Source organism: Citrobacter freundii complex sp. 2025EL-00176, from assembly GCF_053309355.1.
Genome location: NZ_JBRYHT010000009.1, coordinates 1 through 25,562, shown reverse-complemented (window position 1 = coordinate 25,562; position 25,562 = coordinate 1). Strand labels below are relative to the sequence as shown.

Below are 25,562 nucleotides of genomic sequence, written 5' to 3'. Positions count from 1 at the left end.
AAGTAGCATCTCGTGAGGTTGGGGTATTTTCAATTCTCATAGACGAGAATTTAGACATCATGATATAATATGATGGAGAAAACTCGCAGTTTATTAATCTGCGCGTAACGTAAATAAATTTTCGGGGAGTGTATTCCAGTGGGACGTAAATGGGCCAACATTGTTGGTAAAAAAACGGCTAAAGACGGTGCAACGTCTAAAGTATATGCAAAATTCGGTGTGGAAATCTATGCTGCTGCTAAACAAGGTGAACCGGACCCAGAATTAAACACCGCTTTAAAATTCGTTATTGAACGTGCGAAACAAGCCCAGGTTCCAAAGCATGTTATTGATAAAGCGATTGATAAAGCCAGAGGTGGTAGCGACGAAACGTTCATGCAAGGGCGTTATGAAGGCTTTGGTCCAAGTGGTTCCATGGTTATCGCTGAAACGTTGACTTCAAATGTTAACCGCACGATTGCTAATATTCGCTCAATCTTCAATAAAAAAGGCGGAAATATCGGGGCGGCGGGTTCTGTCAGCTATATGTTTGACAATACCGGAGTCATTGTATTTAAAGGCACTGACCCTGACCATATTTTTGAAATTTTGCTTGAAGCTGAAGTTGATGTTCGTGATGTCACCGAAGATGAAGGCAATATCGTTATTTATACTGAGTCTACCGACCTTCATAAAGGTATTGCAGCGTTAAAAGCAGCGGGAATTACCGAGTTCTCCACAACAGAATTAGAAATGATTGCTCAATCAGAAATTGAACTTTCACCAGAAGATTTAGAAATCTTTGCAGGGCTTGTTGATGCCCTTGAAGATGACGATGATGTTCAAAAAGTATATCATAACGTTGCAAATATCTAATTCTAAATTAAAGAAATCTGTCTTGTGGCAGATTTCTTTAACGAATAAATTTGTTAAAAAAGTATATCTGGTCTGACAGTACGGCAGAAAAAAAGTAAATATCTGCTGGCTCAATTCTGGCTCTGTCTCGCCAGCCACTGACCGACGATAGGCCATAATTTCTCCGCACTCCGCGTCCTAAAAAAGCCCATGTGTCCAACGGAAGAAAGACCAAAATCTGCGTGCCGAATTTCGCGATGTTCGATTTTTGCGTTTTGCACTGGCTCCATCAGGGATGCAATAGCTTCAGGGTTAGCCCACGGGTCGTCATCAAAACCCACCACCAGTAAAGGTAAGGTTATCTCGTTTGCCCGTTGGCGTGCATCCCAGTCAGGATCGTCGTAGAAATAACCCGGCATTGCGCTCCAGCGTCCCCACTGAAGCATCACAGGAGCAGGCAAATCTTCGCCCAGTCCGAGGCGCCTGGCAGGCATATACCCGAAGATACGGCAAAGAACCGGGGCCAGAACACGCAGCAAGCACCAGACCCGCATCTTCTCTGCCGTTTGTTTTATTGTGCTCGTCACCCCGGCATGGGAGGCCACAATGACGGCAGCGTGCAGGGCGGAGGTGGCCGTCGAAAGCAGAACAGCATGCCCGCCGACACTGTGTCCTACCGCCAGCAGGTTAAGCCCAGGGTAACGCGTTTTAGCCCAGGCAGTGATGCAGCCCACGTCCTGCTCGATCCAGTCTGACATTGAGATGCTGTAGCTACGGAGCTTTCCGGATTTCGAGCGGCCCGTTCCACGGTAATCATAAGTGATGACATTGAATCCCTGGTTAAAAAGATACTCAGCGAACCCCTTATAAAACGCCTGTACAACCGCCGTGGCTGGGTGAAGTATAACGATCGCTCTGGCATCGCTTCTTTGCCAAATCGTGGCAGACAGAAATCCGCCTTCATTGACCGGTATTATTATTGAATTCATTCATTGAGCCTTATCTATGTGGTCATACCAGTGGGTTCTGAATTCAATGTAGCTTTAACTCGCGAATCTGGCGATTTTTTTTGTTCTGTATTCCGGTCTCGTTAAAGGAGATCGGGAATAGCGGAAGACTATTTAAGCTTTCCTCTCAGAGCTTCATAGACGTCAAGCGCTTTCTGCACATTCGCCTCATCCAAAGATATCTCCGAGAAGTCGATAAACCAGGTTCCTGAGCTGTGCTTATTGATGACAAAGCGTTTTTTACCCTGAGCGAAACGATATTCAACATCGTATTCTTTGTTAAACGTCGAGCCAGCATCAGGAATGGTGAACGTTGTTGTTACACCCGAATCTTGTGGATCCCATTTTAAGAAGTTTGAATAAAGTGCGATCCAATTTTCAAGATTGCTTTTCGTGACGTAGCCGAACTGATTAACGACATTACCACCGTTATAAATAACCATCATCGCATAATCACCATCGTCATCGAGGCGTAAAGTCCCATGGAAAGCATCATTATATTTAGGGTCTTTCGGTAACTGGATATCGATGCCCGTTTTGTACTGCGTCCAGGGGTAATAAAAGGCTGGTTTGCCTGGTGTAGAGCAGCCTGTTAAAAACATCATTAACAATAATCCCAGTACTTTCTTCATATTACATCCTGCTACGTTATTTTAATAATATTGATACAATGATTTTGTCGATATATTAACGGAGTGGAGGTCATAAGGCTAGTACTACCTGAGCTATTGGTAATCTATCTAAAATCTAATAATCAGGCTAATCCTGCCAACATTTACAGAATGTGTGGCTATATTATGTAAGTGCGCTTCGTTAATTACCAAATGATTCCAAATAACTCCAAATACTAACCATATTTAGTAGTCATCTATAGCCATTTTGATACAATAAACTGTTGTAAAAAAATAATAGTAAAGTACCATATGACTAATCAAAATGGATGGTTATGTCTGTTACTCTACAGTGGAAAAATACAAGCATTCATCCATCAAAACTATAATACCGAGATGAATAAATAAAAATGGGAAGAAGCAATAAACGAAAGGCTCCGCAATCTAATCCGTCAAAAAAAAAGCCAAAGGATAAGAGTGTACCTAAACCTTTTCTCAAAAAAGTTAGTAGTTTTATTTTATGGCTTTCAGCTACTGGTGGGCTTACATTTGCTGTTACCTATGTTTTCGATTTTTTGACTGGAGATGTAGAGGTCAAGTACGTTAAATCTTCTGGAAGAAGCTATCAATTTAACTTAATGAATAAAAGCTCTACCGACCAGGTTATTGAAAACTTCAGAATAGTTCCTGATTTTGAACAAAAGGTAATATATAAAATTACTAAAGATATTACCGGTGTTTTTACTAAGGATGGTGTTTCAATTCCTGGGGGGAATATATCCTCTATGCCTGCGTATGAATATAAAGAAATGAATGGCTACGTATTAGCTGCGAAGTCTGATGTGAATTTCTTTGTCCCACCTTTGGTGGCGAGGAATTATGTGGAGCCGGAGTATGTTGTAGTATTTGCTGAATATAGGACGAAGTCAAATAATAAATACATGGCAAAACTTGAATCTGCTTTAATAACTTTAAATCTTAGAGATGGTGTTAAGCGGCAAAAATATTTAATTGTTAATAATTTCTGGACTCCAATAAGCAATAACAACTTTGTTGATGCAGTAAAAATCGCTTGTCGAGATGATGACGTCTTTGCAAAAACAGAAGAATGTAAAAAATACATTAATAATTGATTGTTTTTATTTTTTGTGAGAAGGATTTGGTTTTTATCACATAGAAATTCTGTTGTCTGTATATTATATGTATAAAGTGATATCGAAAAATAGGAATGTTTTAAGTCTGGAGATAAGGTGAAAAATTTAATATTTATTGTGGATGAAGATCTTCAAGATTAACCCTCGACCGATTACCGTATGAACCATCATAGGAAGGCATTGTATTTGCAAGGGAAAAGGGGGGTTGCCTTAGTGCAGAACTGGAACTAAAAAAGAAGAGCGTATTCTCATCGACTAAAGAGGGACGTTTAGGATTTGGTATGAATGCGTTCAAAGGTTCAGTAGGCGCAAGCGTGGATCTCAATCAAGAGCAGGATGAGAACTATACAGTTTATGTTGAGTTTAATCAGCCAGTGTAATATGCCATTTTGATTTCAATCCTGTTGGCAATTGTCGATTGCTTAATCGATGATTGCCATTTATATGTGACAATATAGTGTAAACCAACCTAAATGACATGAAGTCGCTATTTGCCTCAGCTATCCTCAAGCCTGACGCTCCGATACCTAACAAATGTGATCTACTTCACCTCCCGGCAACCAAAATCTCCTGTGACTCCACGCCGTCTTCTATCTGTTTCGCCACCTTTTGTAAGGCGGGAAGATGCTTTTCCGCGGCCTGCTCGATGCTCATGGCGCTGGCCATATACACCAGGTTCAGACAACCGATAACCCGCTGTTCGCTGCGAATGGGAACGGCGATGGAGGCGATTTTTTCTTCCTGATCCCAACCGCGATAGTTCTGTCCAAAGCCATCTTTACGTGCGCGGGCCAGAATAGCGTCGAGCTTCAGTGGTTCGCGGGCCAACTGGAACTCTTCTCCCGGTCTTGAGGCCAGAATTTCAATCAGTTCCTGACGTTCATTCTCCGGGCAAAATGCCAGCCAGGTCAGGCCGGAGGCGGTTTTCAGCAGCGGCAAACGACGACCGACCATCGCCCGGTGAAACGACAGGCGGCTGAAGCGGTGGGTGGTTTCACGTACCACCATCGCGTCTACATCCAGCGTGGACACATCGGTCGGCCAGATGACTTCGCGCAGCAAATCCCCCAGCAGCGGGGCAGCAAGCGCAGAAATCCACTGCTCGTCACGAAATCCCTCGCTGAGTTGACGGACTTTAATGGTTAAGCGAAAGCTGTCATCGGACAGGCTGCGCCGGACGTAACCCTCATCCTGCAAGGTTTCCAGCAGACGTCTGACCGTGGTGCGGTGCAGACCGCTCAGCTCTGCCAGCAGGCCAACGCTGGCCCCGCCGTCAAGCCGATTTAACATATTTAATAACATTAACCCACGCGTTAGCCCGCGCACGGTTTTGTATTCAGTACCGTCGTCACTTTTCATATTCATTGACAAATCTACAGATAAAACAACGTTGTGCACTTGGTGCACATCCAGGCATGTTTTGATTGTAGCGCAAAAACTCACTTCTATACTGACCGCACAATAAAAATTATTCACATATTTTTAACAAAACAAATTGCGCCTCACCAGGGCCTGCAATTGCGTTTTGTCCGAGTAGTGAGGTTCTGAAATGACAACGATAAATCCTGATATCCAACCCGCAGTGCAGCACACCGTGCAGGTAGCGATTGCTGGGGCCGGCCCGGTAGGGCTGATGATGGCGAACTATCTTGGTCAGATGGGCATTGAGGTGCTGGTGGTGGAGAAGCTCGACACGCTGATCGACTATCCCCGCGCCATCGGTATTGACGATGAAGCGCTGCGCACCATGCAGTCCGTTGGTCTGGTCGAGAACGTTTTGCCACACACCACGCCGTGGCACGCGATGCGCTTTCTTACCCCGAAAGGCCGCTGCTTTGCTGATATCCAGCCGATGACCGACGAATTTGGCTGGTCGCGCCGCAATGCGTTTATTCAGCCGCAGGTGGATGCGGTGATGCTGGAAGGGCTGGCGCGTTTTCCCAACGTGCGCTGCCTGTTTTCTCGCGAACTGGAAGCCTTCAGCCAGCAAAATGGCGAAGTGACGCTGAACCTGAAAGCGCCGGACGGCCAGCGGGAAACGGTGAAGGCCCAGTGGCTGGTGGCCTGCGACGGTGGCGCCAGCAACATCAGGCGCTCGCTGAATGTGCCGTTCGAAGGCAAAACCGCGCCGAATCAATGGATTGTGGTGGATATCGCCAACGATCCGCTGAGTACGCCGCATGTGTATCTGTGCTGCGATCCGGTACGCCCGTATGTTTCTGCCGCGCTGCCGCATGCGGTGCGCCGCTTTGAATTTATGGTGATGCCGGGAGAAACCGAGGCTCAGCTTAGCGAGCCGCAGAATATGCGCCAACTCTTGAGCAAAGTGCTGCCGAACCCGGACAACGTCGAGCTGATCCGCCAGCGCGTGTACACCCATAACGCCCGTTTGGCTGAACGTTTTCGTATTGACCGTGTGCTGCTGGCGGGAGATGCGGCGCACATTATGCCGGTCTGGCAGGGGCAGGGGTACAACAGCGGTATGCGCGATGCCTTCAATCTGGCGTGGAAACTGGCGCTGGTGATTAATGGCAAAGCCGGTGATGCGCTGCTGGATACTTACCAACAGGAACGCCGCGATCACGCCAAAGCGATGATTGATTTGTCGGTTACCGCAGGCAACGTGCTGGCGCCGCCAAAACGCTGGCACGGCGCGGTGCGCGACGGGGTTTCCTGGCTGCTGAACTACATTCCGCCGGTCAAACGTTACTTCCTTGAAATGCGCTTTAAGCCAATGCCGCAGTACCACACTGGGGCGTTGGTACGTGAAGGCGAGGCGAAAACCTCACCGGTCGGCAAGATGTTTATCCAGCCGAAGGTCACGCTGGAAACCGGCGAAGTAACGTTGCTCGACAACGTCATCGGCCCGAATTTCGCGGTGATTGGCTGGGGCTGTAATCCGCTATGGGGCATGAGTGAAGCGCAGATCCAGCAGTGGCAGGCGCTGGGGACGCGGTTTATCCAGGTGGTGCCGGATACGCAGATACATACCGATCAGGATAACCATGACGGCGTTACCCGCATTGGCGATACGCAAAACCGTCTGCGCGCGTGGTTTGCCCAGCACAATTCGGCGCTGGTGGTGATGCGTCCGGACCGCTTTGTGGCCGCGATCGCGATTCCGCAAACCCTGGGCAGCACCCTGAATAAACTGGCGTCGGTGATGACGCTCACCCGCGTTAATACCGATATTCCCGTTGAAAAGGTGGCCTGATATGCACGCTTATCTTCACTGTCTTTCCCACTCGCCGTTGGTGGGCTACGTCGACCCGGCGCAGGCCGTGCTCGATGAAGTTAACGGCGTGATCGCCAGCGCCCGCGCACGTATTGCGGCGTTTGACCCTGAACTGGTGGTGTTGTTTGCCCCCGATCACTACAACGGTTTTTTCTACGATGTGATGCCGCCGTTCTGTTTAGGCGTAGGGGCCACCGCAATCGGCGATTTCGGCAGTGCGGCGGGTGAACTGCCGGTGCCGACAGATATCGCTGAAGCCTGCGCGCATGCGGTGATGAAAAGCGGTATCGATCTTGCCGTGTCCTACAACATGCAGGTCGATCACGGCTTTGCGCAGCCACTGGAGTTTTTGCTCGGCGGCCTGGATAAGGTCCCGGTGTTACCGGTGTTTATTAACGGCGTCGCCACGCCGCTGCCGGGCTTTCAGCGTACCCGCATGCTCGGTGAAGCCATTGGTCGTTTCGCCAGTTCGCTGAATAAGCGCGTGCTGTTTTTAGGTTCCGGCGGCCTGTCGCATCAGCCACCGGTGCCGGAGTTGGCGAAGGCCGATGCCCATATGCGCGATCGTCTGCTTGGCAGCGGTAAACAATTACCCGAAAACGAGCGTGAATTGCGCCAGCAGCGAGTGATCAGCGCCGCCGAGAAATTCGTGCAAGACCAGCATACGCTGCACCCGCTTAACCCCGTCTGGGATAACCGCTTTATGACCCTGCTTGAGCAAGGGCGTTTGCAGGAGCTGGACGCGGTCAGCAATGAAGAGCTGTCCGCGATGGCGGGCAAATCAACGCACGAAGTGAAAACCTGGGTTGCCGCCTTCGCCGCCATTTCCGCCTTTGGCAACTGGCGCAGCGAAGGCCGTTATTACCGCCCGATCCCGGAGTGGATCGCCGGATTTGGCTCCCTGAGCGCCACCACACAGAACTGAAACAGAACTGAATATGCAGGAGAAGATCATGACTTACCAACCGCAAACCGAAGCCGCTACCAGTCGTTTTCTTGACGTACAGGAAGCAGGCGAAACCTTACGCGTGCATTTCAATGACTGTGGGCAGGGCGAAGAGACCGTGGTGCTACTGCACGGCTCAGGTCCTGGCGCGACGGGCTGGGCGAATTTCAGCCGCAACATCGATCCGCTGGTTGAGGCCGGATACCGGGTGATCCTGCTGGATTGCCCTGGCTGGGGAAAAAGCGATGGGATCGTTAACCGCGGTTCGCGATCCGATCTCAACGCGCGCATTCTGAAAAGCGTGGTCGATCAGCTGGATATTCAGAAAATCCACTTGCTGGGCAACTCAATGGGTGGTCACAGTGCGGTGGCGTTTACTTTGAGCTGGCCGGAGCGCGTGGGCAAGCTGGTGCTGATGGGCGGTGGAACAGGGGGCATGAGCCTGTTTACCCCGATGCCGACCGAGGGCATCAAGCGTCTGAATCAGCTGTATCGTGAACCGACCATCGAAAATCTGAAGCTGATGATGGATATCTTTGTCTTCGACACCAGTGACCTGACTGAAGCGCTGTTTGAGGCGCGCCTGAATAACATGCTGTCGCGTCGCGATCACCTGGAAAACTTTGTCCAGAGCCTGGAAGCCAACCCGAAACAGTTCCCGGACTTCAGCCCGCGTTTGGGTGAAATTAAAGCCCAGACCCTGATTGTCTGGGGCCGCAACGACCGGTTCGTGCCGATGGACGCCGGTTTGCGCCTGCTCTCCGGGATTGCCGGTTCTGAACTGCACATCTACCGCGACTGCGGGCACTGGGCGCAGTGGGAACATGCGGATGCCTTTAACCAACTGGTGCTGAACTTCCTCGCACGCTCTTAAGGAACGGACATGACGAATCTTAATCTTGAGCAGTTAGCCGCTGACTTACGCCTGGCAGAGGAAAAAGGGGAAGCTATCGCCCCGCTGCGCGAATTGATTGGCGTGGACAACGCCGAAGCGGCCTACGCCATTCAGCGCATCAACGTACAGTACGACGTGATGCGCGGGCGGCGCGTGGTTGGTCGCAAAGTGGGGCTGACGCACCCGAAAGTGCAACAGCAACTGGGCGTCGATCAGCCGGACTTCGGCACGCTGTTTGCCGACATGTGCTATGGCGATAACGACACCATTCCGTTTGCCCGCGTGCTGCAACCACGTATTGAAGCGGAAATCGCGCTGGTGCTGAATCGCGATCTACCCAACGCCGACACCACTTTCGACGAACTGTATAACGCCATCGAGTGGGTGTTGCCCGCGCTGGAAGTAGTTGGCAGTCGCATCCGCGACTGGTCAATAAAGTTTGTCGATACCGTGGCGGATAACGCTTCCTGCGGTGTGTATGTGGTCGGCGGTCCGGCGCAGCGTCCGGCAGGGTTAGATCTGAAAAACTGCGCGATGAAAATGACGCGCAATAACGAAGAGGTCTCCAGCGGGCGCGGCAGCGAATGCCTGGGGCATCCGATCAACGCCGCCGTCTGGCTGGCGCGCAAAATGGCCAGCCTCGGCGAACCGCTGCGTGCGGGAGACATCATTCTCACTGGAGCCTTAGGCCCGATGGTGGCGGTAAACGCGGGCGATCGTTTTGAAGCCCATATCGACGGTATTGGTTCAGTTGCCGCCACTTTCTCAGCGGCGGTTACAAAAGGAAGTCAGTCATGAGTAAGCGTAAAGTCGCCATTATCGGCTCCGGCAACATTGGTACCGATTTGATGATTAAAATTCTGCGCCACGGCGTGCATCTGGAGATGGCGGTGATGGTGGGTATTGACCCGGAATCCGATGGTCTGGCGCGCGCCAGACGTATGGGCGTTGCCACCACCCATGAAGGGGTGACAGGGCTTATCGCCATGCCTGAATTTGCTGACATCGACATCGTGTTTGATGCCACCAGCGCGGGGGCACATGTGAAGAACGACGCCCTGCTTCGCGCCGTTAAACCGGGGATCCGCCTGATCGATCTGACGCCTGCGGCGATCGGTCCGTATTGCGTGCCGGTGGTGAATCTGGAGGCTAACGTTGACCAGCAGAACGTCAATATGGTGACCTGCGGCGGGCAGGCGACCATCCCAATGGTGGCGGCAGTCTCTCGCGTGGCAAAAGTCCATTACGCCGAAATTATTGCCTCGATCGCCAGTAAATCTGCGGGGCCGGGCACTCGCGCCAATATTGATGAGTTCACCGAAACCACGTCAAAGGCGATTGAAGTGGTTGGCGGCGCCGAAAAAGGCAAAGCCATTATTGTGCTCAACCCGGCCGAACCGCCGCTGATGATGCGCGACACGGTGTATGTACTGAGCGAAGCGGCCTCCCAGATTGAAGTCGAAGCTTCTATTAACGAAATGGCGGCGGCGGTACAGGCGTATGTCCCAGGTTATCGCCTGAAACAGCGCGTGCAGTTTGAAGTCATTCCACAGGATAAACCGGTGAATCTGCCGGGTATCGGCCAGTTTTCCGGGCTGAAAACTGCGGTGTATCTGGAAGTGGAAGGCGCGGCGCACTATTTACCTGCCTACGCGGGCAACCTCGACATAATGACCTCCAGCGCGCTGGCGACCGCTGAGAAGATGGCGCAGTCACTCACCCGTCAGGCAGGAGAAGCAGCATGAACGGTAAAAAACTCTATATCTCTGACGTGACCCTGCGTGACGGCATGCACGCCATTCGTCACCAGTATTCGCTGGAAAACGTGCGCCAGATTGCGAAAGCGCTGGATGACGCGCGGGTTGATTCCATTGAAGTGGCGCACGGCGACGGTTTACAAGGTTCCAGTTTTAACTATGGCTTTGGTGCGCACAGCGATCTCGAGTGGATTGAAGCGGCGGCGGACGTGGTGCAGCACGCTAAGATCGCCACGCTGTTGCTGCCGGGGATCGGTACTATTCACGACCTGAAAAATGCGTATCAGGCCGGGGCGCGAGTGGTACGCGTGGCGACCCACTGCACCGAAGCGGACGTGTCGGCCCAGCATATTCAGTATGCGCGCGAACTGGGTATGGATACCGTCGGCTTTCTGATGATGAGCCACATGACCACGCCGGAAAATCTGGCGCAGCAGGCGAAGCTGATGGAAAACTACGGCGCGACTTGTATCTACGTGGTCGATTCCGGCGGGGCGATGAACATGAGCGATATTCGCGCCCGCTTCCGCGCCCTGAAAGCGGTGCTGAAGCCGGAGACGGAAACCGGAATGCATGCGCACCACAACCTGAGTCTCGGCGTGGCGAACTCGATTGCCGCGGTGGAAGAGGGCTGCGATCGTATCGACGCCAGCCTGGCAGGGATGGGCGCAGGCGCGGGAAATGCGCCGCTGGAAGTGTTTATTGCTGCTGCGGATAAGCTCGGCTGGCAGCACGGTACCGATCTGTATGCGCTGATGGATGCCGCCGACGATCTGGTGCGTCCGCTGCAGGACCGCCCGGTGCGGGTGGATCGCGAAACGCTGGCGCTGGGCTATGCCGGGGTGTACTCCAGCTTCCTGCGTCATTGTGAAGTGGCTGCGGCACGCTATGGTCTGAGCGCGGTCGATATTCTGGTTGAACTGGGCAAGCGCCGAATGGTGGGCGGCCAGGAAGATATGATCGTCGACGTGGCGCTGGATCTGCGTAACAGCAAATAAAAATGATTACGCGGCTGGCAATGTATCAGCCGCGATTCACCTGCATCGTGACCTCAGAGGTACATCTTATGACTACCCGTACCCCCGCATCTTACCGCCTGACGTTGACCGTCGGGCTGTGTTTTTTAGTCGCCCTGATGGAAGGGCTGGATCTACAAGCCGCCGGGATCGCTGCCGTCGGTATCGCGCAGGCGTTTGCGCTGGATAAAATGCAGATGGGCTGGATCTTCAGCGCCGGTATTCTCGGGCTGCTGCCCGGCGCATTGGTGGGCGGTATGCTGGCTGACCGCTATGGCCGCAAGCGTATTCTCATTGCCTCCGTGGCGCTGTTCGGCCTGTTCTCGCTGGCGACGGCGATTTCCTGGGACTTCTCGTCGCTGGTTGTTGCCCGTCTGATGACCGGCGTCGGGCTGGGGGCGGCATTGCCGAATCTGATCGCGCTGACCTCCGAGGCGGCGGGTCCACGTTTTCGCGGCACGGCGGTGAGCCTGATGTATTGCGGCGTGCCGATTGGCGCGGCGCTGGCGGCGGCGCTTGGGTTTAGCGGCCTCGCCTCCGCCTGGCAAACGGTGTTCTGGGTTGGCGGGGTGATCCCGCTGCTGCTGGTTCCGCTGTTGATGCGCTGGCTGCCGGAATCACAGGTTTATACCCAACAACCACAGGTGGCTGCCGCGCCGCTACGCGCCCTGTTTGCACCAGCGACGGCGAGCGCTACGCTGCTGCTGTGGCTGTGCTATTTCTTCACCCTGCTGGTGGTGTATATGCTGATCAACTGGTTGCCAATGCTACTGGTGGAGCAGGGCTTTCAGCCCTCGCAAGCGGCAGGCGTGATGTTTGCTCTGCAAATCGGCGCGGCCAGCGGGACGTTAATTCTTGGGGCGTTGATGGACAAACTGCGTCCGGTGGTGATGTCGCTACTGATCTACACCGGCATGTTGGCTTCGCTGCTGGCGCTGGGGACGGTGTCGTCATTGAGCGGTATGCTGATGGCGGGATTTGTCGCGGGGATGTTTGCCACCGGTGGGCAAAGCGTGCTGTATGCGCTGGCGCCGCTGTTTTACAACACGCAGATCCGCGCCACCGGCGTGGGCACTGCCGTCGCCGTCGGACGTTTGGGGGCGATGAGCGGCCCGCTGCTGGCCGGGAAAATGTTAGCGCTGGGCACCGGAACGGTGGGTGTAATGGCGGCGTCTGCGCCGGGGATTTTGCTGGCGGGCCTGGCGGTATTTATTCTGATGAGCCGTAAATCGCAGATGCCGATCCCGGCTAACGGTGCTTAAGCGATCGTCCGGTGGGGAGTGTCCGACCTGGCATCTGCGTCTGATGCAAGGTCGAGACATCACCATAATTGCGGGTGAGCGCGGAGCCTTGCGGGTATGGCTGTGATAGTGTGAGGGCTGATTTCCGTTAAAACAGGAGCCAGAACATGTCGCAGAATAATCCGTTAAGCGCCATCCTCGACAAACAGGATTTCCTGCTACTGGATGGTGCGATGGCGACGGAGCTGGAAGCGCGCGGTTGTGATTTAGCCGACAGCCTGTGGTCAGCCAAAGTGCTGGTCGAAAACCCTGAGCTTATCCGCGAAGTACATCTTGATTATTACCGGGCGGGGGCGCAATGCGCGATCACCGCCAGCTATCAGGCCACGCCAGCAGGTTTTGCCGCGCGCGGCCTGGATGAAGCGCAGTCGAAAGCGCTGATTGGCAAAAGCGTGGAGTTGGCGCGTAAAGCGCGTGAAGCTTGGCTGGCTGAGAACCCGCAGGCGGGTACGCTGCTGGTGGCAGGATCCGTTGGGCCTTACGGCGCGTATCTGGCAGATGGATCAGAGTATCGTGGCGATTACCAACGTAGCGCTGAGGAATTTCAGGCGTTTCACCGTCCGCGCGTGGAAGCATTGCTGGATGCCGGGGCCGATCTGCTGGCCTGTGAAACCCTGCCGAATTTTACCGAGATTAGCGCGCTGGCTGAGCTGTTGACCGCGTATCCGCGGGCTCGCGCGTGGTTCTCATTTACCCTGCGCGACAGCGAGCACCTGAGCGACGGTACGCCGCTGCGTGACGTTATCGCGCTGCTGGCGGGGTATCCGCAGGTAGTGGCGTTAGGCATCAACTGTATTGCGCTGGAAAATACCACTGCCGCGTTGCAGCATCTGCATGGCTTAACGGCGCTACCGCTGGTGGTGTATCCGAATTCGGGCGAGCATTACGATGCTGCGAGCAAAACCTGGCATCATCACGGTGAACATTGCGCGCGGCTGGCTGATTATTTGCCGCAGTGGCAGGCCGCTGGCGCAAGGTTGATTGGCGGGTGCTGTCGCACCACGCCTGCGGATATTGCCGCGCTAAAAGCGCGAAGCTGAGAGTTTATCGGGTCTACATCGTTCACTGTAGGCCTGATAAGCGCAGCGCATCAGGCATTGCCGGATGGCGGCACAAACGCTTTATCCGGCCTACCGAGCAACATAGCGTTATGCCGCATCCGCCAGAACAAACATGCCGTACGGGTGGATTTCGAGGTAATACTGCTCGCCGACGTCCGGCTGCAGGCGCGTGGCGTTGACCTGCAATAAGATCTCCTGTCCATGCCACTCCACCGTGACTTCATACTGAGGGCCCATATACGCGACGTGGCGGATCACGCAGCGCTGGCTCTCTTCACCGCGATCGCTGAGCGTGATCGCTTCCGGGCGTACGCCGACCATCCCTTCCCCATGATCGTTAAAGTGCGGCGGGCGCGGCAAACGATAGCCGTAGATATCAACGTATTCTGCGCTGAAGGTCGCCGGGAACAGGTTGGCATCGCCCATAAAGCTCGCCATAAAACGTGAGGCTGGCTGACGATAGAGATCCTGCGGCGTACCGATCTGCATGATGTGTCCTTTATTCATCACCAGTACGGTATCGGAAACCGCAAAGGCTTCGCTCTGATCGTGGGTAACGTACAGCGAGGTGATATCAAACTGTTTTTGTAGCTCGCGGATCTTGTCGCGCATGCTGCGACGCAGGTTGGCATCGAGGTTGCTCAGCGGCTCATCAAACAACAGCACCTTCGGTTTGAGGATCAACGCGCGGGCCAGCGCCACACGCTGCTGCTGCCCGCCGGAGATCTGATCGACATAACGCTCTTCGAAACCCTCCAGATCCACCATCGCCAGCGCTTCTTTCACTCGCACCTTCACTTCGCTGCGCGACACGCCGAGCATCTTCAGGCCATAGCCGACGTTCTCCCCCAGCGACATGTGCGGAAACAGGGCATACGACTGAAACACCATACAGATATCGCGTTGCTGAATTGAACGGTGGGTGACGTCTTCGCCATCAATAAAAATTTGGCCTTCGCTCGGTTTTTCCAGCCCGGCGACAAGGCGCAAAATGGTGGTTTTGCCGCAGCCGGACGGGCCGAGCAGCGTCACCATTTGCCCCTGCGGAATGGTGAGGTTGATATTGTCGATAACTGTGTTGCTGCCAAATCGTTTAGTGACGTTGCGCAGTTCAACGAAATTTTTCTGAGTCATAGTGCGCTCCATTACGCCTGGTTTTTAGCTTTTGAACGGGAGGTACGTGATTCACCGATCAGCCAGTCAAAGATGAAAATAATCGCCAGCATCACCACGATCAGAATCGAACCGTAGGCAATCGCCACGCCGTATTCACCGTCTTCCACGCGGTTGAGGATGTAGGCCGTTGCCACGCGGGTATCCGGCGTGACGAGGAACACAATGGCGCTGACGGTGGTAATGGCGCGCACAAAGCTGTAGATCAGCGCCGAGAGGATTGCCGGGCGCAGCAGCGGCAGCAGGATATGCGTAATGGTCCGCAGGGAACCGGCACGCAGGCTAAGCGAGGCTTCATCCAGCGATTTATCGATTTGGCCTAAGCCCGCGATGCCCGCCCGGATACCGACCGGCACGTTACGCATCACCATTGAGATAATGACGATGGCGGCGGTGCCGGTGAGGTACACCGGGGCGCTGTTAAAGGCCAGAATGTACGACACGCCCGCCACGGTGCCGGGAACGGCAAAGCACAGCATGGTGGTGAACTCGATGGTTTTTTTACCTTTAAACTGCTGGCGTACCACAATCCAGGCGATCAGCAGGCCAAAGATGGCAGTGATCGGCGCGGCAATCCCGGCGTAGAGCAGAGTGTCGAGCAGTGAAGGCCAAGCGCCGTCGCTCATCCCCTGGCCGAACAGTTTGGTAAAGTTCGCCAGCGTCAGGGTGTAGTCCACGCCCCAGTTAACGGTGAAACTGCCGTAGAAAATGCTGCCGTAGAGCAGGGCGTTAAAGGCAATCCACACCGCCAGCAGCGCAACCACGCTCCACACCAGCGTGACTGGCAGCGGCTGCACATCACCCCGGTAGGATTTACCGGAAACGGTAACGTACGAACGTTTGCCGATCCACATGTACTGCACACAGAATACCAGCAGCGAGAACAGCAGCAGGAATGCGCCCAGCGTACTGGCGGCCTGGTAATCGAGTTGTGAACCGGTGATGTAGAAGTAGATTTGCGTCGCCAGAACGTCGAAGTTACCGCCGAGCACCAGTGGGTTACTGAAGTCGGCCAGCGACTGCACCACCACAATCAAAAAGGCGTTCGCCAGCGCCGGTTTCAGCAGCGGAACAAACACGCCGTTAAAGGTCTGCCAGCGGCTGGCGCGTAGGGTGTATGACGCTTCTTCCAAAGACGGATGAATGGTCTTGATCGCCCCGTCGAGGATCATAAACGCCATGGGGGTGAAGGCCAGCACCTGTGCCAGCCAGATGCCGGTAAAACCGTACAGCCAGTTGGTGTTGGTTAAACCAAACCATTCGACCATAAATTCGGTGATGTAACCGGAGCGGCCCATCATCAGCGTAACGCCTAAACCGACGACAAACGGCGGGGTGACGATCGGTAAAATCGAAAAAATACGTCCGATAATGGCGCTGCGTTTGGCGATACGGGTGGTGTAGATCGCCAGCACCAGGCCAAAGAAGGTACAGCCGACGCCAACGGCAATCGACAGCATAATCGAGTTGAGGATCACCTGAATGATATGCGCCTGCGACAGCACATTCATAAACGCCAGCGGGGCAAATTCTCCGGCGTCGTTGGTGAACATCGGAATGAAAATGGCGATGCTCGGCCAGACGATAAAAATACCGATCAGTGCGACAATCGCGGTCAGTGAGCCGATGACAAAACGGTCGCCACCCAGCCATTCCAGACGGGTGAGTGCCAGGGTCATGATCGCCCCGAGCGCCACAAACAGCACGATGGTGGCATAGCCTAAGCCGCGACCTTCAAGCGTGGCGCTGGCGACGATAAAGGCCATACAGAAGAATGCCCAGCCCGCATCAAGATAATGGCGGCCGCGCTGTTCGCGTCTGGCTTCATGAAACGGGCGAACCAGCAGTAGGCTCGGCAGCAGATACCATAACCAACTGATATTGAATTGTGACCAGCCGTACGCGGCGAGTATTTCCTCGCTCGTCGACTCCAGCAGACCGTAGTCCAGGCTCCAGCTTGGCAGCAGGGCAAACGCCAGCCAGCCGAGCAAAACCCAAAGAAATATCGCATCCCGTTTTTTCACGGGATGGAGTGCAAGTGTGTGTGACATAGCGGTTCCGGTATTTCAGGCCGGGCGGGCGCTTACGCCGCACCCGGCAAATGAACGCAACGTGGGCTTATTTACCCATCTTAACTTCGCTAACCCACTTATTGATCAGGGCTTTACGCACGTCGGTCGAGCCGTACTTATCCATGTCGTAATTGATAAGCTTCAGGTCGTCGAGCTTCAGCGAGTTCGGCGAGGTCTCGGCGGTGGTGTTGGTCAGGATCTGATAGGATTTACCTTTCTTCCATGCCAACTCCTGGGCGTCTTTCGACAGCACCCAGTCAACGAACAGTTTGGCGTTGTCGAGGTTACGCGCGCCTTTCAGGATGCTGACGCCGCCGATCTCATAGCCGGTGCCTTCGCACGGGGAGATCAGCTCCAGCGGCGCGCCCTGTTCTTTTTCCAGCGAGTAGTCGTGCAGGAAGCCAATGCCGATCGCTGTTTCGCCACGGGCGGCGTTACGTGCTGGAGCAATGCCGGATTTGGTGTACTGGGAGACGTTGGCGTTGAGCTGTTTCAGGTAATCAAAAGCCTGATCCTCACCCCACAGCTGGGCAAAGGTCGCGAGTGCGGTGTAAGCGGTGCCGGAGCTTTGCGGGTCAGCAATCTGGATTTCCCCTTTGTATTCCGGTTTGGTCAGATCCTTCCAGCATTTGGGGACCGGTAGATTTTTCTCTTTCAGACGCTGAGTATTAACGCCAAAGCCCAGAATACCGACATACACCGCCGAGGAGAGGTTACCTTTTACTTTTGCCGGATCGCGGAATTTCTCCATGATCTGCGCGAGGTTAGGTGATTTGTACGGCTGCAGCAAGCCCATTTCACCGGCCTGGGACTGTGGATCCAGCGTACCGCCGTACCACACATCCGCCTGCGGGTTTTTCTTCTCGGCATCCACTTTCGCCAACGTACTGCCCGACCCGTTGCGAATGAATGAGGTTTTCACATCATATTTGTCGCCGAAGGCTTTGGTTTCGGTTTCGCACATTTCGTTGGTGGCGCTGCAATATACCACCAGACGTCCTTGAGCTTGTGCCGCACTGCTGAAGGCAGCCAGCGCCAGAGCAGAGGCAATCAGGGTAGAGGTAAGCGTCAGTTTCATTGTTTTATCCTTTGACTGAGAGAAGGGGTAACGCCGGCAATAAGCAACGGCATCAGCAATAAACCCATAAAGACAGCGGCAACCGAGAGCAAACTGAACATTCCCGACCAGCCGTAATGTTCTATGACCAGCGACAGCGGCCAACCCGCCAGCGCGGCCCCCAGATAGGCGAACAGCCCGAGAAAACCGGTGATTGAACCTGCCGCCGCTTTGTGTCCGCATTCGACAGCGGCCAGACCAATCAACATCTGCGGGCCAAATACAAAAAAGCCCACGGTAAAGAAACACACTGCCAATAGCGCGTAGTGGTGCACCGGGGCCAGCCACAGCGCGGCGACGGAGACCATTAGCCCCAGCGTGAACAGCAAAATCATCGGCGCACGCTGACCGCTAAACAGTAAATCCGATCCCCATCCGGCAAATAGCGCCCCCAGCAAGCCGCCGACTTCAAACAACATCACCGTGGCATTGGCGCTGAGCAGATTCACGCCGTGGCTTTCGGTCAGCCAGATGTTGCCCCAGTCGTTGAGCGCAATGCGGATCAAATAGACCAGTACATACGACACGCCGAGCAGCCAGATCATCGGGTTTTTCAGCATGGTGGTGCGTAACATTTGCCACAGCCCCATCGGTGGACTTTGCTGCTCCTGACGCAGCTCCAGCGGGTCGTGCCGCCATTCTCCAACCGTCGGTAATCCCTCTTCCCGGGGCGTGCCTTTCAGTTGCAGGGTGAGCCAGATGCCTAACGCCATGCTGATTATCCCTGGTGCCAGCATCGCTGCCTGCCAACCCCACCAGTGGGCGGCAAAAGCGCTAATCAGCGGGATGATGGCCCCGCCGATGTTGATCGACATATTCCAGCAGCCCCACCAAAAACCGCGTTCGTTGCGTGAATACCAGTGGGTCAGCAATCGGGCGCAGGGCGGCCAGCCCCAGCCCTGAAAAAATCCGTTCAGCGTCCAGACCGCCAGCAGCAACGTCAGCGATTCACCAAAGGCGAATACCACATTCAAAACACCCGTAGCAAACAGGCCGATGCCCATGAACGCGCGCTGCCCATGGCTGTCGTGCCACAATCCGGCGGCGAATTTCGACAGGCCATAGGTCAGATAAAACAGCGATCCCAGCAGGCCGATATCACTTTTATCCAGTCCCAGATCCGTTTGCAGCGCCGGAAGTACATAGTTGACGCTTTTGCGCGTCAGATAAAACGCGGCGTAACCAATCACCATACACATCAGCAGGCGGGGACGTAACGTCCGGTATTGTTGGTCTGTTTCGCGTGCGTGCATGGCGGTCTCCGTTTGTGCTGACTATAGGAAAGTGAAAGCAAAAGGGGATGAGAGAAAGTCCGCAGTGACTAAGACTTTTTCCTGGTTAGCGGCTGGTTTGTTGCAAATTTGTGGGCAGGTTAACAATTACCCGCGTGCCGTGGTTTGATTCCAGCGTGAGTTCGCCACCGAGGGCGCTTACCCGCTCACGCATCCCCTGGATACCGAAACCGGGAATTTTTTCCGGGAGGATACCCACGCCGTTGTCCTCGACTTCCAGAGACAGGCGGTGTTCCCGCTGGCGTAGCGTAATCGATACCTCGCTGGCATCGGCATGCTTACAGACGTTATTGAGCAGTTCCTGCATCAGGCGATACAGTGTGAAGCGCACCGTTTCATTTTCTGGCGTATTTTCCAGATGATAATTAAATCGGCAGCGGATGCCCCGTTCGGCAAAGGCAAATTCATTCACCAGATGATGCAGCGCGTCTTTGAAAGACAATTCATCGAGCGCGGGCGGACGCAACTGGCGAAGCAGTTGGCGAGTGGAGTGGTGAATGCGCCGGGCAAGATCGTTGATCTGATTCGCCGCCTCAAGCGTTTGCTCGCGACCCGGCGCGCGTTTGACCAGCTGCGACTGAATCTGGATGGCGGTAATATTCTGGCCTATTTCGTCGTGCAGTTCGCGCGCCAGGCTTTTTCGCGTGTCTTCCTCGGTACGAATCAGCTGTTCGGTTAGCGCACGGCGGGCCGCCAGTTCGGCTTCCAGACGCTGGCGATAATGGTGCAAGTTTTGCGCCAGATGCTGCTGGCGGCTGATGGCGATGCCAAGACCAATACCCAGCAACGCTTGCGTGGCGAGGAAAATCTCCAGTTCAAGCAGATTGCTGAATCCCACGCCTATCTGCCGGGCGATGGTGATCATCATACTGCCGAGCAATCCGGACAACACGCCGCCCTGCCAGCCAAATTTCCATGCCATCACCACGTTCGGTAAAAAGACCACGATCAGCAGCAGGCGCTCGATATCCGGCGACAACACCATCTGTGTGCCAATGCCAATAATAAAAAACAGGCTGCACCAGATGATCAGCGAGGTGCGCAGCGGAGGATTGGTAGTATCCAGCCCGAGCAAATGATAACGGTGCTGTTGGCGCAGAAATTCATAGATCAGATAGACAAACGGCGTCAGCAGCACGCCGCCGGTAAACGACGCCAGGCCAATTAACGTTGCCGGGCTTGCGATAAACGGTGGCAGCAGGGCGGTATTAAGCAATGACGTGACGGTGACGGCGGTCAGCAACAGCGTTAAACGTTGCCAGTACAGGGGGAAGCGGTGCCAGTATGACTGGCCGATGCTCGCCGGAAGAAGGCTAATGAATGGGGCCACCAGCAGGATATAGCCATTCAGTAATTGCTCGCTATGCAGCCAGAACAACATCAGTACCGGCGGCAGCACCAGCGCGGGCCAGTAGCGGCGGGAAAGCAGAATCAACAGTGCAAGATAGACCCCGTGTGGCAGGAATAATGCCGCCTGCTGACCGTTGTGGGTCAGGTAAAATCCCAGCGTCCACAGCATCAGCCAGCCCGATCCCCAGGCCAGCAGAATAAACAGGGAGATGACCCAATGACGAAGGTTACGCGACATTAATGCCCCGTCAGTAGCTGGTGGTCGAGGGCAAAATGCACCAGATCGATAGTGCTGTGGCATTGCAGTTTGCCCAGCACGTTCGCGCGGTGGACGTGTACTGTTTTGTGGCTAAGATCGAGCTTAAAAGCAATTTCTTTCACGCTGTCGCCTTTGACCAATAGATCAAACACTTCGCGCTCGCGCGGGGTCAGTACCTCCAGGACCTGCGCGGGCTGTTCGCCGCCGCGTAAGGCTCGCAGCGCATCGGCGCACAGATAATGCCCGCCCATACCCACCGATCGTACCGCCTGCACCAGTTCTTCGGGTCCGCAGCGTTTGGTCAAATAGCCGCTGGCGCCAGCATCCAGTGCGCTTTGTACAAACGTCGGCGAGTCATAAATGCTAAGAATAATGGCGCGAAAACCGGGCTTCTGCGCCCGCAGTCGTTTTAGCAGGCTCAGGCCATTTTCATCCGGCATGGCGATGTCCAGCACCGCAACGCTGACATCGTCATGCAGTAATGCAGGCCAGGCCTGGGCCGCGCTGCTGAACTGACCGATGACGTTGAGATCATCTTCGAGACTGAGTAATTGCGCAAAGCCGGAACGCACCACCACATGGTCATCCACCAGCACAACATGAATCATGATATTGCTCTCTTGCCTGACAATAGCCTCTATGATGCCTGCCAGCGCAGCGCTGGCAATCATCCAGGCGCAGTTATGTAACGAATGTAACAAAATCGCAATACACGTCATCCTTCAAGCTGCCTCTTTGTTGGCTGCACTCAGAAACCCCAGTCACATAGTTATCTATGCTCCTGGGGATTTCTTCCCTTGCCGCCTCGACGCATCTTGAATGATTTTGTGTATAAGCATTGCCACTTTTTTTCTAAAAACGCTTTGTTCTTAGCCAGAATTTTTAATTCCTTTATCAAAGTGTGCCGCAACGAAATACTGCCTCCATAACAAGACAGGGGAGCAGACAATCATGGCTATTTCATCGCGTAACGCACTTCTTGCCGCACTGGCATTCATCACCTTTCAGGCGCAGGCGGTGAACGTCACCGTTGCGTATCAAACTTCCGCCGAACCCGCCAAAGTGGCGCAAGCGGATAATACCTTTGCTAAAGAGAGCGGAGCCACCGTTGACTGGCGCAAGTTTGACAGCGGCGCGAGCATCGTCCGCGCGTTAGCATCCGGCGACGTACAAATAGGTAATCTTGGCTCCAGTCCGCTGGCGGTAGCGGCCAGTCAGCAGGTGCCGATTGAGGTTTTCCTGCTGGCATCAAAGCTCGGCAATTCTGAAGCGCTGGTGGTAAAGAAAAACATCAGTAAACCGGAAGATTTGATTGGTAAGCGCATTGCCGTACCGTTTATTTCCACCACCCATTACAGTCTGCTGGCCGCGCTGAAACATTGGGGGATTAAACCCGGCCAGGTAGAGATTGTGAACCTACAGCCACCAGCGATTATTGCCGCCTGGCAGCGCGGAGACATTGACGGCGCGTACGTTTGGGCTCCGGCGGTCAATGCACTGGAAAAAGACGGTAAGGTACTGACTGACTCGGAAAAGGTCGGCGAATGGGGTGCGCCTACGCTTGACGTCTGGGTGGTACGCAAAGATTTTGCCGAGAAATACCCTGAGGTAGTGAAAGCATTTGCGAAAAGCGCCATTGATGCGCAGCAGCCCTATATTGCTAATCCTGATGAATGGCTCAAGCAGCCAGAAAATATCAGCAAACTGGCGCGCTTAAGCGGCGTGCCAGAGGCGGATGTGCCGGGCCTGGTGAAAGGTAACACTTACCTGACACCACAACAGCAAACTGCTGAGTTAACCGGGCCGGTGAACAAAGCGATTATCGACACCGCGCAGTTTCTCAAAGAGCAGGGCAAAGTGCCCGCCGTCGCGACGGATTACAGCCAATACGTGACCGATCGTTTCGTGCAATAAAGGGGACGCTGATGCTGCAAATCTCTCATCTTAATGCCAGTTACGGCGGCAAACCGGTGCTTGAAGATATCAACCTGACGCTCGATAGCGGTGAACTGCTGGTGGTGCTGGGACCTTCCGGTTGTGGGAAAACCACATTGTTAAATCTGATAGCCGGATTTGTGCCGTATCAACACGGCAGCATTATGCTGGCGGGCAATAAGGTCGAAGGACCTGGCGCAGAACGCGGGGTGGTGTTTCAGAATGAAGGTCTGTTGCCCTGGCGTAACGTACTGGATAACGTCACTTTCGGTCTGCAGTTGGCGGGCATGGAAAAGCCGCAGCGTCAGAGAATTGCTCAGGAAATGTTGCAGAAAGTTGGGCTGGAGGGCGCGGAAAAACGCTTTATCTGGCAGCTTTCCGGGGGACAGCGTCAGCGCGTCGGCATTGCCCGGGCGCTGGCGGCCAACCCGCAGTTGTTGCTATTGGATGAACCGTTTGGCGCGCTCGACGCCTTTACCCGCGAGCAGATGCAAACCCTGCTGTTGAAGCTGTGGCATGAGACCGGGAAACAGGTGTTGTTGATTACCCACGATATCGAAGAAGCGGTGTTTATGGCCACAGAACTGGTATTGCTGTCGCCAGGGCCTGGCCGGGTGCTGGAGCGACTGCCGCTTAATTTCGCCCGGCGTTTTGTGGCTGGAGAGGCAAGCCGCAGCATTAAGTCCGATCCGCAGTTTATCGCCATGCGCGAGTATGTGTTAAGTCGTGTCTTTGAACAACGGGAGGCCTTCTCATGAGCGTGGTGATCAATGACAAACCCCGCCGCCCGCGGGCGCTGAACTGGCGCTGGCCGTTCTCGCGGCAGATTACCTTAAGCCTTGGAACGCTAGCCGTGATTCTGGCGCTGTGGTGGGCGGTGGCGGCGCTGCAGTTAATCAGCCCGTTGTTTCTGCCACCGCCGGGCCAGGTTTTGCAAAAACTCATCAGTATTGCCGGGCTGCAGGGGTTTATGGATGCCACGCTGTGGCAGCATCTGGCGGCCAGTTTGACGCGTATTGTTATCGCGCTGCTGGCGGCGGTGCTGTTGGGGATTCCGGTTGGTATCGCCATGGGGTTAAGCCCGACGATTCGCGGCATACTCGATCCCATCATTGAACTGTATCGTCCGGTACCGCCGTTGGCCTATTTACCGCTGATGGTTATCTGGTTTGGTATTGGTGAAACCTCCAAGATCCTGCTGATCTACCTGGCGATTTTCGCCCCTGTGGCGATGTCGGCGCTGGCGGGTGTAAAAAGCGCGCAGCAGGTGAGAGTCCGGGCCGCACAGTCGCTGGGGGCCAGCCGTGCGCAGGTGCTGTGGTTTGTGATTTTACCGGGTGCCTTGCCGGAAATTCTTACCGGGTTGCGTATTGGACTGGGCGTGGGGTGGTCAACCCTGGTGGCAGCCGAACTGATTGCCGCCACGCGAGGTTTAGGATTTATGGTGCAATCAGCCGGTGAGTTTCTGGCAACGGATGTGGTGCTGGCGGGGATCGCGGTGATTGCAGTTATCGCGTTTATTTTAGAGCTGGGTCTGCGCGCGCTTCAGCGCCGTCTGACGCCCTGGCATGGAGAAGTACAATGAGTGAACGTCTGAGCATTACCCCGCTGGGGCCGTACATTGGCGCACAAATTACCGGCGCGGATTTAACGCGCCCATTAAGCGATAACCAGTTTGAACAGCTTTATCATGCTGTATTGCGCCACCAGGTGGTGTTCCTGCGTGAGCAGGTGATTACGCCCCAGCAGCAGCGTGCGCTGGCGCTACGTTTTGGCGACCTGCATATTCATCCGGTTTACCCACATGCCGAAGGGGTGGACGAAATAATCGTGCTGGATACCCACAACGATAATCCGCCCGATAACGACAACTGGCACACTGATGTGACGTTTATCGACACGCCGCCCGCCGGGGCGATTCTGGCGGCAAAAGAGTTGCCCTCGACCGGGGGAGACACGCTGTGGACCAGCGGGATTGCTGCTTATGATGCTCTTTCACTGCCGTTTCGCCAGTTGCTGAGCGGCCTGCGTGCAGAGCATGATTTTCGTAAATCGTTTCAGGAATATAAATATCGCCAGACGCCAGAGGATCATCAGCGCTGGCTGGAGGCTGTCGCCAAACATCCACCGTTGTTACATCCGGTGGTGCGTACCCATCCGGTAACGGGTAAGCAGGCGCTGTTTGTGAATGAAGGATTTACCACACGAATTGTTGATGTAACGGAAAAAGAGAGCGAGGCGCTGCTGGGATTCCTGTTTGCACATATCACCAAACCGGAGTTCCAGGTGCGCTGGCGTTGGCAGCCTAACGATGTGGCGATTTGGGATAATCGCGTGACGCAGCACTATGCCAACGCGGATTACCTGCCGCAGCGGCGCATTATGCACCGGGCGACGATTCTGGGTGACAAACCTTTTTATCGGGCGGGATAAATGGCCGCTGGCGCTTCGCTGACCGGACCTACAGAGAGTAGATACTGTTATTGCCTGCAAGCCTTTTCACGTTTCGCGGTTACGGATTGCAGGCACGACCAGTCACAGCGCCGT

The 25,562-nt window shown here is 54.4% G+C and carries 23 protein-coding genes; 14 read left to right on the top strand and 9 right to left on the bottom strand.

Annotated elements, in window-relative coordinates; genetic code table 11:
• Positions 1–138 precede the first annotated feature (138 nt).
• Complete coding sequence (locus ACVXHP_RS16840) at positions 139–855, top strand: YebC/PmpR family DNA-binding transcriptional regulator (RefSeq protein ID WP_200007833.1); 717 nt, start codon at positions 139–141, stop codon at positions 853–855.
• Positions 856–965: 110 nt separating this feature from the next.
• Here the strand turns inward: ACVXHP_RS16840 and ACVXHP_RS16835 are convergent, their stop codons facing one another.
• Together ACVXHP_RS16835 and ACVXHP_RS16830 are read right to left on the bottom strand one after the other, a co-directional pair.
• Entirely contained in the window at positions 966–1,823 is an 858-nt protein-coding gene (locus tag ACVXHP_RS16835; protein ID WP_447571850.1) for an alpha/beta hydrolase family protein, read from the bottom strand.
• Positions 1,824–1,951: 128 nt separating this feature from the next.
• Positions 1,952–2,473 carry a hypothetical protein gene (locus tag ACVXHP_RS16830; protein WP_316128404.1) on the bottom strand — a complete coding sequence of 174 codons (522 nt, stop codon included), beginning with the start codon at positions 2,471–2,473 and terminating at the stop codon, positions 1,952–1,954.
• Between the two features lie 389 nt (positions 2,474–2,862).
• Between ACVXHP_RS16830 and ACVXHP_RS16825 the strand changes: the two genes are divergently transcribed.
• Positions 2,863–3,585 carry a hypothetical protein gene (locus ACVXHP_RS16825; protein WP_447571849.1) on the top strand — a complete coding sequence of 241 codons (723 nt, stop codon included), beginning with the start codon at positions 2,863–2,865 and terminating at the stop codon, positions 3,583–3,585.
• Positions 3,586–4,152: 567 nt separating this feature from the next.
• On the opposite strand, the gene ACVXHP_RS16820 is transcribed toward ACVXHP_RS16825, so the two are convergent.
• On the bottom strand, positions 4,153–4,965 hold the full coding sequence (locus ACVXHP_RS16820; protein ID WP_316128500.1) for a DNA-binding transcriptional regulator: 813 nt from the start codon (positions 4,963–4,965) through the stop codon (positions 4,153–4,155).
• Positions 4,966–5,155: 190 nt separating this feature from the next.
• On the opposite strand from ACVXHP_RS16820, the gene ACVXHP_RS16815 reads away from it, so the two are divergent.
• The 8 genes from ACVXHP_RS16815 to mmuM all read left to right on the top strand — a co-directional run bounded on the left by ACVXHP_RS16815 (position 5,156) and on the right by mmuM (position 13,796).
• Positions 5,156–6,820 carry a bifunctional 3-(3-hydroxy-phenyl)propionate/3-hydroxycinnamic acid hydroxylase gene (locus ACVXHP_RS16815; protein WP_447571848.1) on the top strand — a complete coding sequence of 555 codons (1,665 nt, stop codon included), beginning with the start codon at positions 5,156–5,158 and terminating at the stop codon, positions 6,818–6,820.
• 1 nt (position 6,821) lies between these two features.
• Positions 6,822–7,766, top strand: a complete 945-nt coding sequence (gene mhpB, locus ACVXHP_RS16810; protein WP_200007820.1) for a 2,3-dihydroxyphenylpropionate/2,3-dihydroxicinnamic acid 1,2-dioxygenase — start codon at positions 6,822–6,824, stop codon at positions 7,764–7,766.
• Positions 7,767–7,794: 28 nt separating this feature from the next.
• Positions 7,795–8,661, top strand: a complete 867-nt coding sequence (gene mhpC / locus ACVXHP_RS16805; RefSeq protein WP_200007818.1) for a 2-hydroxy-6-oxonona-2,4-dienedioate hydrolase — start codon at positions 7,795–7,797, stop codon at positions 8,659–8,661.
• Between the two features lie 9 nt (positions 8,662–8,670).
• Positions 8,671–9,480, top strand: coding sequence for a 2-keto-4-pentenoate hydratase (mhpD, locus tag ACVXHP_RS16800; RefSeq protein ID WP_304696762.1), 810 nt, complete (start codon positions 8,671–8,673; stop codon positions 9,478–9,480).
• Positions 9,477–10,427 carry an acetaldehyde dehydrogenase gene (gene mhpF, locus ACVXHP_RS16795; RefSeq protein WP_447571847.1) on the top strand — a complete coding sequence of 317 codons (951 nt, stop codon included), beginning with the start codon at positions 9,477–9,479 and terminating at the stop codon, positions 10,425–10,427. Before mhpD ends, mhpF begins: the two co-directional genes overlap by 4 nt.
• On the top strand, positions 10,424–11,437 hold the full coding sequence (gene mhpE / locus ACVXHP_RS16790) for a 4-hydroxy-2-oxovalerate aldolase (protein ID WP_038638043.1): 1,014 nt from the start codon (positions 10,424–10,426) through the stop codon (positions 11,435–11,437). The genes mhpF and mhpE overlap by 4 nt, the downstream gene beginning before the upstream one ends.
• Positions 11,438–11,505: 68 nt before the next feature.
• Positions 11,506–12,717 (top strand): 3-(3-hydroxy-phenyl)propionate transporter MhpT, encoded by a 1,212-nt coding sequence (gene mhpT, locus ACVXHP_RS16785; protein ID WP_200007811.1) that lies wholly within the window; start codon positions 11,506–11,508, stop codon positions 12,715–12,717.
• Between the two features lie 146 nt (positions 12,718–12,863).
• Complete coding sequence (mmuM, locus tag ACVXHP_RS16780) at positions 12,864–13,796, top strand: homocysteine S-methyltransferase (protein ID WP_447571846.1); 933 nt, start codon at positions 12,864–12,866, stop codon at positions 13,794–13,796.
• A 108-nt stretch (positions 13,797–13,904) separates the two neighbouring features.
• On the opposite strand, the gene fbpC is transcribed toward mmuM, so the two are convergent.
• The 6 genes from fbpC to ACVXHP_RS16750 form a co-directional block, all read right to left on the bottom strand.
• Complete coding sequence (gene fbpC, locus ACVXHP_RS16775) at positions 13,905–14,951, bottom strand: ferric ABC transporter ATP-binding protein (protein WP_447571845.1); 1,047 nt, start codon at positions 14,949–14,951, stop codon at positions 13,905–13,907.
• Positions 14,952–14,962: 11 nt separating this feature from the next.
• Positions 14,963–17,041: an ABC transporter permease gene (locus tag ACVXHP_RS16770; RefSeq protein ID WP_316128398.1), complete on the bottom strand. Its 2,079-nt coding sequence runs from the start codon at positions 17,039–17,041 to the stop codon at positions 14,963–14,965.
• Positions 17,042–17,108: 67 nt separating this feature from the next.
• Complete coding sequence (locus tag ACVXHP_RS16765) at positions 17,109–18,140, bottom strand: ABC transporter substrate-binding protein (protein WP_200007803.1); 1,032 nt, start codon at positions 18,138–18,140, stop codon at positions 17,109–17,111.
• Complete coding sequence (gene uhpC, locus ACVXHP_RS16760; protein WP_304696766.1) at positions 18,137–19,432, bottom strand: MFS transporter family glucose-6-phosphate receptor UhpC; 1,296 nt, start codon at positions 19,430–19,432, stop codon at positions 18,137–18,139. The genes ACVXHP_RS16765 and uhpC overlap by 4 nt, the downstream gene beginning before the upstream one ends.
• An 85-nt stretch (positions 19,433–19,517) precedes the next feature.
• Complete coding sequence (locus ACVXHP_RS16755; protein WP_447571844.1) at positions 19,518–21,059, bottom strand: MASE1 domain-containing sensor histidine kinase; 1,542 nt, start codon at positions 21,057–21,059, stop codon at positions 19,518–19,520.
• The gene (locus tag ACVXHP_RS16750) at positions 21,059–21,688 is read right to left on the bottom strand and encodes a response regulator transcription factor (protein WP_137360367.1); all 630 of its coding nucleotides are present in this window, start codon (positions 21,686–21,688) and stop codon (positions 21,059–21,061) included. Before ACVXHP_RS16750 ends, ACVXHP_RS16755 begins: the two co-directional genes overlap by 1 nt.
• Positions 21,689–22,031: 343 nt before the next feature.
• On the opposite strand from ACVXHP_RS16750, the gene tauA reads away from it, so the two are divergent.
• The 4 genes from tauA to tauD are packed head-to-tail and all read left to right on the top strand — an operon-like array spanning position 22,032 to position 25,448.
• Positions 22,032–22,994 carry a taurine ABC transporter substrate-binding protein gene (gene tauA / locus ACVXHP_RS16745; RefSeq protein WP_316128394.1) on the top strand — a complete coding sequence of 321 codons (963 nt, stop codon included), beginning with the start codon at positions 22,032–22,034 and terminating at the stop codon, positions 22,992–22,994.
• Between the two features lie 11 nt (positions 22,995–23,005).
• Entirely contained in the window at positions 23,006–23,773 is a 768-nt protein-coding gene (gene tauB / locus ACVXHP_RS16740; protein WP_200007795.1) for a taurine ABC transporter ATP-binding subunit, read from the top strand.
• Positions 23,770–24,600: a taurine ABC transporter permease TauC gene (gene tauC / locus ACVXHP_RS16735; protein WP_447571843.1), complete on the top strand. Its 831-nt coding sequence runs from the start codon at positions 23,770–23,772 to the stop codon at positions 24,598–24,600. Before tauB ends, tauC begins: the two co-directional genes overlap by 4 nt.
• Positions 24,597–25,448 (top strand): taurine dioxygenase, encoded by an 852-nt coding sequence (gene tauD / locus ACVXHP_RS16730; protein WP_316128393.1) that lies wholly within the window; start codon positions 24,597–24,599, stop codon positions 25,446–25,448. Before tauC ends, tauD begins: the two co-directional genes overlap by 4 nt.
• Positions 25,449–25,562: the final 114 nt, after the last annotated feature.

Coding starts and splice junctions, on each gene's coding strand:
- mhpC (WP_200007818.1), top strand. CDS start 7,795: ATGACTTACCAACCGCAAACCGAAGCCGCTACCAGTCGTTTTCTTGAC.
- tauB (WP_200007795.1), top strand. CDS start 23,006: ATGCTGCAAATCTCTCATCTTAATGCCAGTTACGGCGGCAAACCGGTG.
- uhpC (WP_304696766.1), bottom strand. CDS start 19,432: ATGCACGCACGCGAAACAGACCAACAATACCGGACGTTACGTCCCCGC.
- mhpF (WP_447571847.1), top strand. CDS start 9,477: ATGAGTAAGCGTAAAGTCGCCATTATCGGCTCCGGCAACATTGGTACC.
- ACVXHP_RS16825 (WP_447571849.1), top strand. CDS start 2,863: ATGGGAAGAAGCAATAAACGAAAGGCTCCGCAATCTAATCCGTCAAAA.
- fbpC (WP_447571845.1), bottom strand. CDS start 14,951: ATGACTCAGAAAAATTTCGTTGAACTGCGCAACGTCACTAAACGATTT.
- mhpE (WP_038638043.1), top strand. CDS start 10,424: ATGAACGGTAAAAAACTCTATATCTCTGACGTGACCCTGCGTGACGGC.
- tauD (WP_316128393.1), top strand. CDS start 24,597: ATGAGTGAACGTCTGAGCATTACCCCGCTGGGGCCGTACATTGGCGCA.
- mhpT (WP_200007811.1), top strand. CDS start 11,506: ATGACTACCCGTACCCCCGCATCTTACCGCCTGACGTTGACCGTCGGG.
- ACVXHP_RS16750 (WP_137360367.1), bottom strand. CDS start 21,688: ATGATTCATGTTGTGCTGGTGGATGACCATGTGGTGGTGCGTTCCGGC.
- ACVXHP_RS16765 (WP_200007803.1), bottom strand. CDS start 18,140: ATGAAACTGACGCTTACCTCTACCCTGATTGCCTCTGCTCTGGCGCTG.
- tauC (WP_447571843.1), top strand. CDS start 23,770: ATGAGCGTGGTGATCAATGACAAACCCCGCCGCCCGCGGGCGCTGAAC.
- ACVXHP_RS16835 (WP_447571850.1), bottom strand. CDS start 1,823: ATGAATTCAATAATAATACCGGTCAATGAAGGCGGATTTCTGTCTGCC.
- ACVXHP_RS16830 (WP_316128404.1), bottom strand. CDS start 2,473: ATGAAGAAAGTACTGGGATTATTGTTAATGATGTTTTTAACAGGCTGC.
- ACVXHP_RS16770 (WP_316128398.1), bottom strand. CDS start 17,041: ATGTCACACACACTTGCACTCCATCCCGTGAAAAAACGGGATGCGATA.
- ACVXHP_RS16755 (WP_447571844.1), bottom strand. CDS start 21,059: ATGTCGCGTAACCTTCGTCATTGGGTCATCTCCCTGTTTATTCTGCTG.
- mhpB (WP_200007820.1), top strand. CDS start 6,822: ATGCACGCTTATCTTCACTGTCTTTCCCACTCGCCGTTGGTGGGCTAC.
- ACVXHP_RS16815 (WP_447571848.1), top strand. CDS start 5,156: ATGACAACGATAAATCCTGATATCCAACCCGCAGTGCAGCACACCGTG.
- tauA (WP_316128394.1), top strand. CDS start 22,032: ATGGCTATTTCATCGCGTAACGCACTTCTTGCCGCACTGGCATTCATC.
- mhpD (WP_304696762.1), top strand. CDS start 8,671: ATGACGAATCTTAATCTTGAGCAGTTAGCCGCTGACTTACGCCTGGCA.
- ACVXHP_RS16820 (WP_316128500.1), bottom strand. CDS start 4,965: ATGAAAAGTGACGACGGTACTGAATACAAAACCGTGCGCGGGCTAACG.
- mmuM (WP_447571846.1), top strand. CDS start 12,864: ATGTCGCAGAATAATCCGTTAAGCGCCATCCTCGACAAACAGGATTTC.